8 protein-coding genes and 2 pseudogenes are annotated in these 10118 nt (G+C 60.7%); 6 read left to right on the top strand and 4 right to left on the bottom strand.

What is annotated here, in order from left to right:
* Positions 1–463, top strand: a 463-nt coding sequence (locus tag WCB02_RS38395; RefSeq protein WP_423967347.1) for a TetR/AcrR family transcriptional regulator, incomplete at its 5' end; no start/stop codon positions are given.
* 495 nt (positions 464–958) lie between these two features.
* Positions 959–1375, top strand: a complete 417-nt coding sequence (locus WCB02_RS38390) for a response regulator (RefSeq protein ID WP_423967345.1) — start codon at positions 959–961, stop codon at positions 1373–1375.
* A 304-nt stretch (positions 1376–1679) separates the two neighbouring features.
* Here WCB02_RS38390 and WCB02_RS38385 read toward each other — a convergent pair whose 3' ends face one another.
* Positions 1680–1916: a hypothetical protein gene (locus tag WCB02_RS38385; RefSeq protein WP_423967351.1), complete on the bottom strand. Its 237-nt coding sequence runs from the start codon at positions 1914–1916 to the stop codon at positions 1680–1682.
* Positions 1917–2016: 100 nt separating this feature from the next.
* On the opposite strand from WCB02_RS38385, the pseudogene WCB02_RS38380 reads away from it, so the two are divergent.
* Positions 2017–2208 (top strand): annotated as a pseudogene (locus tag WCB02_RS38380) (LysE family translocator); the annotation flags it as partial.
* Positions 2209–2463: 255 nt separating this feature from the next.
* Here the strand turns inward: WCB02_RS38380 and WCB02_RS38375 are convergent.
* Positions 2464–2603 (bottom strand): annotated as a pseudogene (locus WCB02_RS38375) (P1 family peptidase); the annotation flags it as partial.
* A gap of 668 nt (positions 2604–3271) precedes the next feature.
* Positions 3272–3553, bottom strand: a complete 282-nt coding sequence (locus tag WCB02_RS38370; protein ID WP_423967353.1) for a hypothetical protein — start codon at positions 3551–3553, stop codon at positions 3272–3274.
* Between WCB02_RS38370 and WCB02_RS38365 the strand changes: the two genes are divergently transcribed.
* The 3 genes from WCB02_RS38365 to WCB02_RS38355 all read left to right on the top strand — a co-directional run bounded on the left by WCB02_RS38365 (position 3446) and on the right by WCB02_RS38355 (position 8308).
* A complete protein-coding gene (locus WCB02_RS38365) occupies positions 3446–6052 on the top strand; it encodes a CHASE2 domain-containing protein (protein WP_423967349.1) in 2607 nt (868 codons plus the stop codon). The genes WCB02_RS38370 and WCB02_RS38365 overlap by 108 nt on opposite strands.
* Before the next feature lie 393 nt (positions 6053–6445).
* Positions 6446–7123, top strand: coding sequence for a DJ-1/PfpI family protein (locus WCB02_RS38360; RefSeq protein ID WP_423967342.1), 678 nt, complete (start codon positions 6446–6448; stop codon positions 7121–7123).
* Positions 7124–7882: 759 nt separating this feature from the next.
* A complete protein-coding gene (locus tag WCB02_RS38355; RefSeq protein WP_423967338.1) occupies positions 7883–8308 on the top strand; it encodes an NUDIX hydrolase in 426 nt (141 codons plus the stop codon).
* A gap of 195 nt (positions 8309–8503) precedes the next feature.
* On the opposite strand, the gene dapD is transcribed toward WCB02_RS38355, so the two are convergent.
* A complete protein-coding gene (gene dapD / locus WCB02_RS38350) occupies positions 8504–9490 on the bottom strand; it encodes a 2,3,4,5-tetrahydropyridine-2,6-dicarboxylate N-succinyltransferase (protein ID WP_423967336.1) in 987 nt (328 codons plus the stop codon).
* Positions 9491–10118 lie beyond the last annotated feature (628 nt).

Genomic DNA, 10118 nt, shown 5'->3' with positions numbered 1-10118 from the left:
GTACCGGAGCTTTTCGTCGAAGGACGACCTGATTGTTGCCTATCTTGCCAAGCGGAACGATGACTTCTGGCGCCTGTGGGACGAGGCTTTCGCCAAGCATGACGGCAATCCTCGCGCCCAGCTCCGCGCGATCATGACTTACCTCGCGGGCAGGACGACGCAACCGGGTTACCGCGGCTGCCCGTTCATCAACTACTGTGCGGAGTTTCCAGACCCATCCCATCCAGGGCACAAAGTCGCCCAAGCGAACAAACGGGAAATGCGGATGCGTTTCCATCGGATCGCCGCGGCATTGGCCGTACCGCAACCAAAACGATTAGCGGACGGGCTTTTGCTCCTGGCGGAGGGCGCCTATGCCATCAGCCAAACCTTGGGCGGCCCGAACGGGCCAGGCAAGGAGATCAATGCCGCAGCAGACGCCTTGGTTGAAGCCCAACTGACGCCCTCACGAAAGCGCCATTGATAAGCCCATCCGCTCTCCTATCATTCTCCGATAGCCCGGTTTCAGCGTTCTCTTCGTGGTCGAGACTAGACCGTGTTCCGGGTGCGCGATGCCAGGCGAACACAATCAGGAGATATTCGTCGGCAAGCCAGGAGTTGCAGTGCAAGATTATACACGTCGAAGGGCAGGCAACTCGCCGCATTTACGGCCGAAATAAGAAGGGCACCTTGATTCGTAGCGGAGAACGTCGAGTTCCTTCCCGGAGAGATTTGGGGAAAAACAAGCCAGGAGCCCGCGATGCGGCGAATTCTGATCGTGGATGATGATCGGCCGGCAACAAGGAGATTGCGGTTCGGCTGAGCGGATTCCGGTGACCTTTGTCGATGGCTGACGGATGCACTGTGTCTCTTGTTTTACCTCTGGTAGGATTCTATCTTTGGCAGGACAATCGTGTGCACCACGATCCAGGAGTCGTCGAAACGGCGAAGCTAAGGTGTCAAGCCGCGGGGAGACAGCATGCAGCGCATTCTCGTTGTGGACGATGATCCGACGGTCTGCATGGCCATCGAAGTCAATCTGAGACGGCACAATTTCGAGGTCACGATCGCCGACGGCGGCGACGCCGGGTTGCGGGCGCTGGAAGGCGGCGAGTTCGACCTGATGATTGTCGACATTTTCATGCCGAACATGCGCAGCTTCGAGTCGATCAGAATCTTCCACGAACGCGCCCCGAGCGTTCCGCTGATCGCGATGTCGGGCTACGCCTTTGCCAACCTCGATTCGTCGGCGCCCGATTTCCTGAGGATGACGTTTGAACTCGGCGCAACGCGCTGCCTGCGCAAGCCGTGCAGACCGGCGGCGCTCTTGACCATGGTCAACGAATGCCTGTCGGAAGCGCGAGCGCCCTTTCCGGGAGCAGCTCAACTGAGATAACGCGCGGGTCACGAGCGATGCGATAGGAGGCAACCTCGGACCTTTAGGAAATGCGCAGCAAGTCTCCGCCTGTGGATAACCACCTGCATGCCTGGACGATCGATTCCATTGGCCGAGCCGGTCCTGCCACGCCGGCGGCGCGGCGGGGAAGGGGCAGTGCGTAGGATGGGTGGAGCGAAGCGATACCCATCAATCGCAAGCGTCAAGATGATGGGTTTCGCGAAGTGCTCAACCCATCCTACGAGCTATTTGTGCACACCGTCGCGTCTCTTTGCAAACCTTCAGGATGAAGCTGCAAAAAAACCTAATCTCCGATATTTTGAAAAATACAACCGGTCCGTCCCCCCGCTTCCAGACCCGGCGCGAGAGGCCCAATTGCGCGCGGGCAGCGGATGTTTGCAATCGCGCCGACATCGAACAGCTCCGCGACATCGCCCCTGAGCCGGAACCACTGCGCGATGTCACCATTGCGCAGATCGATGATCAGCAGGCCACAGCGCGGCACCGCATCGCTAGCCTTCATTGTCGCATCCCACGGCAGCCAGCCAAAAGGCGTAGGATGGGTGGAGCGAAGCGATACCCATCAATCGCAAGCGTCAAGATGATGGGTTTCGCGAAGTGCTCAACCCATCGTACGAGCTGAGATGGTCATTTTCGAGACGACTTTCCTCGCCCTCGCATTCGCCGATGCATTCGGATACGCGCTAATTGCGTCGCGAGCGCGTGCACTTGTGCAAAGTTCACGAGCCGTCAGCATATTCAATAGAACGGGCGGTACACTGTTGATCGGCGCAGGTGTGGCGGCCGCGGCGGCCCGGATGGCTCAAAACTGATTATACAGTTGAGCGGATGCCCGGCGAGGTCGCGAGATGTCTCTTGTCGAGGGGGGTAACTGACCAGGCCGAGAGGCGCCCTGTCGCTGCTGAATGTTGATGTTTGCATGGGTGGTCGGCAGATCTCCGGAAGGCGTACGCCGGCATGTTTCCATCGGAAGGACCGCGGCGATACGTCATCACATGCCAAATAACCTGTTCCGGCATTGCGTCCGCGAAGTGTCCGCCTGCATGCCTGGACGATCGATTCCATTGCCCGAAGCGGTCGTGCCACGCGGGCAGCGCGGCGGGGAAAGGCAGTGCCTTGGCCAGGACGACGCCGCGCGCGATCGCGCGTGCCACGTGTTGGCCGCGGCCATGCCGAGTTCGGTGAGGCCGAACAGCGGATCAACCGGCCCGGTGTGACGGAGCAAAGGAAAAGACGGCGAACTGCGGCAAAGGCGCGCCGTTTCTATTCGGAGGTGCTTGGGCCGCTTGCGCTGACCGCCCCGGTAACCATGTTCAGCGCGCTGATGGGCGGAAGCGCCCGAAGCCCACGAGTTGGTGATAATGTCGCGGCATCAAGGTACCGGTTTGCTCGTTCTGAACGATCGATTTCGTGAAAGTTGTCATATGCACGGCCTGATCTCTGGCGATACGGGGCTTTCGGATTCACAGATCTCCTCTGCCGTCATTCCGGGGCGCGCTGTTGCATGAGCCCGGACTCCATGACCACCGGCGGGAGGTGTGTTGTGGACGCGTTGCCGCGCCTGCCCAAATATTTCGATCTGTGGCTATGGATTCCGGGCCTACACTCCGACCGGCTAGCGCAGGCCGGAGTGCATCCGGAATGACGAACGAGGGGTCAACTCCGATCGGGTGCTTTCATGGAATCGCTCGTTCAGCCCGTAAAACGGCAAGCTCCGCGGGGGCAGTTGCCATATTGAGCGCCTATCACCGGTGAACTATCAATTGACGGGAGTCGACGATGAGCGGGCTTGGCGAGATCAAAAACGACGGTTTTGGCGATCGGCGCCGGCTTTTGCGCTATGGGGCGTTCGCGCTTCCGTTCATTTTTCTCAAATCAGCCCGTGCAGTCGAGCCGGCTGGCTCGGTCGAAGACCTCACGGGCGAGGCATTCGCGGAAAACGGTTCGGGCCGTCGCACCCTTGATCGGGCCGCGCCGGTTTTTATCGGCGACGAAGTCGAGACCGGGGTGGCGTCCCGGCTGGGAATGCGCCTCGGGCGGAATACGACGGTGAAGCTGGGCGACCAGGCGAGGCTGAAGATCGACAAGTATCTCGTCGATGCCGGTGGCGAGATGACACTGAGCGCGGGGCCCTTGCTGTTTGATGGACAGCCGCACCACGCGAGCGTCAGAATTCTCAGCCCCTTTGCAATGATAGCGGTACGCGGCACGCGATTTTTCGCCGGGCCGAGCAACGGCCGTTTCGGCGTGTTCGTCGCGCGCGGCTCGGTGACGGTTGCCGCGGCGCGTCAGCAGGTGACCCTGCGCGTAGGCGAAGGTACGGACATCGTATCGCCCGGTGCGCCGCCGACGCCGGTCAGCGATGGGCGCCCGAACGCATCCGCGCGGCACTCGCGAGCGTCGGCTGAATGTTTCCAGGCCACCGGCCTCAAGCCGGAAAAGACGAGCCGGCAACCGATAGGTCGTTTCAGCCGTTGTTGCAAACAGCTGTGTTCGGAGCGACCGCGCGGCAGCCCGATGGGTAGAGTACGTCGAGCATGGCAACAGCACCGGCCCGTCGCGGCGGGTCTGATGACCTTGGCCGTTCTGCTGTTGGCAACCATCCTGCTCCCGAAGGCCGTGAGCGATGCGTTGCGCGACAGCGCCTTCGACCTCGTGCTCGCTGGCGATCAGTCGTTGCGCAGGCCTGTCGCATCCGGCCTCAAAGTGTTGGTCGTCGATGTCGATCGTTCCTCCATCGACGCATCGGGTCCGTGGCCTTGGCCGCGGGAGACGATGGCACGGCTCGTCCAGGCAGTGGCCGGCGGGCGCCCCGCTGCAATTGCAATCGACGTGTTGTTCGCCGAGCCAGACGACCGCTCGCCGGCGGCGCTGGCCCGACGGCTCGGCTCGATGACCGGGCATGCCGAAATCAGCGCGCTGGCGGACAGCCTGCCGGACGGTGACAAGCTGCTGGCGCAAGCAGCCAGCAGCGTCCCCACAGCGTTCGGATTTGTGCTCGACCCCGATCGCGATGGCGGGTTGCCGGCAGCACCGATCGTGAGCCGCGGGGCGCTGCCGTTCGACGATTTGTGGCAGGCCAAGGGCGCGATCGGTCCGACGCCGACCCTCGCAGCGGCAGCGCGTGGGCTTGGCGCGCTTTCACTGCCCGGCAGCGCCGATGGCGCGATCCGTCAGGTTCCGGTCTTCGTCGCCGTCGGGCGCGCCTTGATGCCAAGTCTCGCTGCCGAAGCGGTGCGCCTCGCGTTCGGGGCCTCGAACTATCTCATCGAGAACGAGCCTCCGACCCTTGTGGTCGGCAGCCGACGGGTCGCGCTTCCACGCGATGGACTGCTCCGGCTCGCGCCACGGTCTCCGTCACATCGCGCCGTCCGCACACTATCCGCGATCGATGTGATCGAGGGCCGCGCCGACCGTGATCGGCTGAAGGACGCACTGGTGCTGCTCGGCGGCTCGGCGCCCGAACTCAATGGCCTGCGCAAAACGCCGGGGGACCCGCTGACACCGTCGGTGCAAATCCAGGCGGACGCGGTCGAGCAGATGGTCGCCGACCGCGTGCCGAGTGCATTGACGGCCGCATCCATTGCGCAGCCGTTGACGATTCTGGTGATCGGCGCGCTTGCCGTCCTGCTTGGCGGCGCTTTGCCTCCTGCCTCCGGCAGCACGATCCTGGGTTGTACGATCGCGCTGCTGTGGATCGCCGCAATCGCGGTATCGGTGTTTGCGGATCGCCTCGCCGATCCGCTGACCCCCTCCATTGCGGCCGCAGCGGTGTTCGCCGTGACAGCCAGCACCGCATATTCGGTAACGCGCAGGCGCGAAGCCCTGGTTCACCATCGGCTCGAACAGCATCTCGCGCCGGCGGTTGTCCGCCGCATCATCGAACAACCGAACCTGGTCAAGCTCAGTGGCGAGCGGCGTGAGGTAACCTCGCTGTTCACGGACATCGAGAGTTTCACGGCCACGATGCATCGCGCCGGCCCCGAGGAGCTGGTCACGACGCTTGACGAGTATTTCGAGGGCGTTGCCGACATCGTCATCAGGCATGGCGGCATGATCGACAAGATCGTCGGGGACGGCGTGCATGCTCTCTTCAATGCACCTCTCGACCTCGAGGATCACCCACGACGCGCCATCGAATGCGCGATCGCCGTTCAAGAGTGGAGCGAGGGCTTTCGCCGCCGCGGCCCGGCCGCAGCGATCGGGCTCGGCCGCACGCGAATCGGGATCGAGACCGGGGCCGCCATCGTCGGCGACGTCGGCATTCAATCCAAGCTCGACTACACGGCTCATGGCGATTCCGTCAATATGGCGGCGCGGCTGCAAGCCAGCAACAAGGAAATCGGGTCGGCGATTTGTGTCGGGCCAGGTGCGGCTGCGCGATGCGGAGCACCATTGCTGCGCCCGCTCGGTCGGCTGGCGATCCGCGGGCGCGAGGAGTCGATTGCGGTCTTTGAGCCCTGGCCGGCCGACGCGCCGCCCGCCTGGCGCGAAGCCTATTTGACGGCCTACGCCATGCTCGACCGTGATGCGGCCAAGGGCGCGACGCTGTTGCAGGAGCTCATCGCCGAACGCCCGGCGGATTTGGCGCTGCGTGGACTGGCCGAGCGGCTGCTGCCCCCCTCGGGGGCAAACATTCCTGATCAGCAGCGATAGCCCGGGGTTTTCGGCCTGCTCGGAAGGACAAGCTTGTCCATCTGGCGTTCTTCGGCAATCACGCCGCGCAGGCCGATCCTTACGCTTCGTGCGAGACGCGGACATCATCCGTGGTCGGCGGAAGCGCGAACCCATCTTCTCGAAACGGCGCAATGCACGCATCGACGAGGCTGGTCGCGTAACGCGATCCACGTCCGGCGGCGAAGTCAGCCGGCGCCATCGACAGCCCCAGCGCGTCGATGCGACATCATCGCTTCCACGGCGTCGGCGACGCCACAATTCGCGCCGCCCGCGAGCGGTTGTCCTGAAGCATGACAAAATGATCTATATCAACATAGACACTACGGAAGCGTGCATACTGAGAATTTATCGCCACATGATGGAGAATGAGAAATGAAAAGGATTGCGACTTTTGCAGCCGCGATGCTCATGGTCTCGGTAGCGATAGCATGCGCGGCATCACCGGTTTACGGACAGAGTGCGGGCAAAGTCCTGATGATTGTGCGTGAAGGATATTCCAGCGATCTGGACCTCGCGATCGAGATGGAAGTCGGTGTGATGGACACCGGTTTGAAGAACGCGGGTTATGAGGTGGAGGTCGCCAGTACATCAGGTCAGCCGATCTTGGGGCCCACCCAGAAGATTGAGAAAGTATCACGACTATCAGAAATAAAACTGAGCAACTATGCGGGGGTGATCATGCCTTGCATGGGTGTCGGCATGTTTCCAGGGCCGCCTGTCAGCTCCGAGGCCGTTGCCGCGGTCAAGCAGGTCCTGGAAGATGGAAAACCCGTGGCCGCTGCCTCGAACGCCAGCATCGTCTTGGCTGAAGCCGGCGTCTTGAAGGGAAGGAAGTACGCCTATGTCACGGATCCGCTCAATCCCGCGCCGCAGTGGGCGGGACGAACGGACAAGAGGTTCGAAGGGGCGATCTATGGCGGACCAGGCGTCGTTCAAGATGGAAAAATAATCACTTCCGGGATTTGCCCCATACTGGCGAAAGGTCTCGGCCTGCCCAATGGGACTGTCGAGTTGACAAAGAAATTCGTTGCCGCGTTGGGCACCAAATAAGTTCTGGGAGAAAGTACGCGCGAGAACGACGGCGGAGTGACCGACGCGACCGCATGCAATGCTGGTCGATGGCCGGCGGCTGATAGCACCTACCCCTAGCTCCGGACATCACCCCTTGTTGCGGCACTTGGGCTTCTTGCCAAGGGCGACGTCGCCGATAATCAGTACGATTTGAACTGAGCCTTTAAGTAAGGTGAAAGAGAGGTTTTCCTATAGCCATCGTGGATCCGCATGCGAAAAACGGGACGGAGCGAGGTGTCGATGCCTGTTGCGCATAGAATGTCTCCGTCTCGTCGGGGCTCTTGCTATCGCGCCGGATCGCTCGATCCTTCTGCGGCCGAAATTCGGGCTGAGAAACTGTCATGAGATGGCGTTGGCCGTATCCGACGTTCGGAGACGTGATGGGTGTTCTATTCGTCGTCGTTGTGCTTTGTCTTATCGCTTTCGGGTTCCATTGGTTTCCGAGTTCTAGGAATTTCAAACCGAACAATGGCTTTGGTCCGGATTGGGATTGCACCGTCATGCCCAAAGGTGACCCGGTCTGCATAAAGAAGCTTAGCCCTTAAAAGAACCATCAGCATATCTGCCAACGGCACAGCCGTTCAACCCCCAGCTGCGGAAACCCGTGCGTTTCGGCACTTACGCTTCGTGCCGATGGGACCTGATCCGCACCCGGCTCGCCAATAACATAATTGCATGCCGCGCCGAGACAGGCTCTATTAAGCAGCCTGCGGTCAGTCGCTAGATGGGCCCATTCGAATGCAAGTCAAGGTTGCCAGAACTGTAGGAGCACTGTTCATCAATTCTGATGGAGCGGTGCTACTCGGTCTGCGTTCGCTCACGAAAAGAACTTGGGCTGGCTATTGGGATATAATTGGAGGGCACGTCGAGGATGGGGAAAGCCTCGACGATGCGCTTGTCCGTGAATCTCAAGAAGAACTTGGGGTAGTACCACGTAGGTTTAATCTCATTGCAACATTCAAAGAGCGACTTCCGGAAATTCATGGAGATGCGCTGCATCACGTTTACGCCGTAATGAGCTGGGAAGGTGGCAATCCGACCAACGTCTCCGATGAGCACACGGAACTGAAATGGTTCAGCATTAGCGAAATGCTCCTATTGAAGAATATTGCTGATGTGGAGTACCCGCGGTTTGTCCAGCTTGCTTTGACAGTTAAGGCGTGACTTCCGAATGGGTCAAGGGCGGCAGGGGGTGGCACCGCCGGTCTCTACCCCAGCTCCCGACATCACCGTGCGTTCCGGCACTTACGCTTCGGGCCTTGGCGGTTTGGGACGCCGGCCGCCACAGCGCTTGGCGGGATCGTCATGCCGGCGTCCAAAAACCTGCACAGTCTCCGACACTCGAGTGGGCAATCGCAATCAGCCAAGGTTGTGCAGACTGGGATTCAGGGCACCCCAAGACCCGTTGCGGCTGATCGCCTCAACGGCACCGGTCTGAGAATTGCGGCGGTACGTCAAATTGGACTGGCCTGACAACGCGGCGGCTTTGACGATTTTGCCGTCAGGCGTACTGACGCGCGTCCCGGCGGTCACGTAACAGCCGGCCTCGACAACGCAGGCGTCACCAAGAGAGATACCAACACCCGAGTTTGCTCCGAGAAGGCAGCGCTCTCCAACTGAGATGGTTTCTGTTCCTCCGCCCGAGAGCGCGCCCATTATCGATGCGCCACCACCAATGTCGCTGCCGTCACCCACGATGACACCAGCGCTGATACGTCCTTCGACCATCGACGCCCCCAACGTTCCTGCGTTGAAATTGCAGAACCCCTCATGCATGACAGTCGTACCAGGAGCGAGATAAGCCCCCAAACGCACTCGATTGGCATCGGCGATGCGGACTGCCGAGGGTACCACGTAGTCCGTCATCCTCGGGATTTTGTCGACGCTTCGGACATCGAGGGCAACACCATCGGCTCGCATACGCCACCGAATATTGTCGACTTCACTTGGGAGACACGGGCCAATCGATGTCCATGCAACATTGGTCAATATCGAGAATATCCCTGTTAGGTTTATCGCGCGCGGTCGACCAAGGCGATGGCTCAGCAGATGGAGACGCAAATAGATGTCGAACGCATCTACGGCAGGCTCGCTCAGGGATTTGATCGAAGTACGTACAGCACGAATGGTCACTTTGCGCCTAACGTCCTTTCGAAGGGGTAGTATCGCTGCTACCTCACCCAGCTCAGCGAGCGCCTGATCGGAAAGATCAACGGTCCCGCAGCTATCGACCTGGTGCGAAAGGCGCGGATTAGGAAACCAAGCGTCGAGAATAGTCCCGTCGTCGGCGATCGTCGCCAATCCACTACCGATAGCACCCGAACGTTCCGGCGTTATTTGAGCCATGTCGTACCCTCTGATGAGGTGAGGCGTCAGTCGCCAACTAGATGCGACGCAATGAAAGTCCGCGCCAACATAAGGAGCAGCAATGGCCGCGTCACCAGTTCTTTCAGTGACGAATGTCCGGGTTGGGTCATGGGGCGTCATGGCCGTTCGCGGATGGGCACAGCCGGTCTAACCCCAGCTTCGGAAATGCCCGTGCGTTCCGGCACTTACGAGCGCGACCGGGACGAGGTGGAACGACGTGGCGATTCGCGATCGGGACGGCCAGTCCATTGCGCCCCGGCCGCAACCAAAATTCAATGCTCTGAGATGCGCCAATGGGCGACACCGAATCTAAAAGGGGGCAATGATCAGGGACTCTTGCAAATGGCCACGAGGAAGTCAGTCGCGCCGATGAATGCGTCCGGCGCCTTCCAAGCGTCGGACCAATCACCATCTAAAAGTGGATCAGCGAGATGGAGTTGGAAATAGTCCGCGAAGATTGCAGGTCGATGTCCGTACTCATATTTCGCACCCCAGATCATGCGCCTCCAATGAGCGCCGCCAAAGCAACCAGCAACATGGACAGGTTCGGCCCGGATCAATAGCGCCGTTCAGATTTACTCCGCGGCGGTGGAGCGCACCACGGCCG

This window comes from Bradyrhizobium sp., assembly GCF_049581145.1.
Classification (GTDB): domain Bacteria; phylum Pseudomonadota; class Alphaproteobacteria; order Rhizobiales; family Xanthobacteraceae; genus Bradyrhizobium.
Note: the sequence above shows the minus strand (reverse complement) of the source record. Positions and strands in the feature narration are given on the sequence as shown.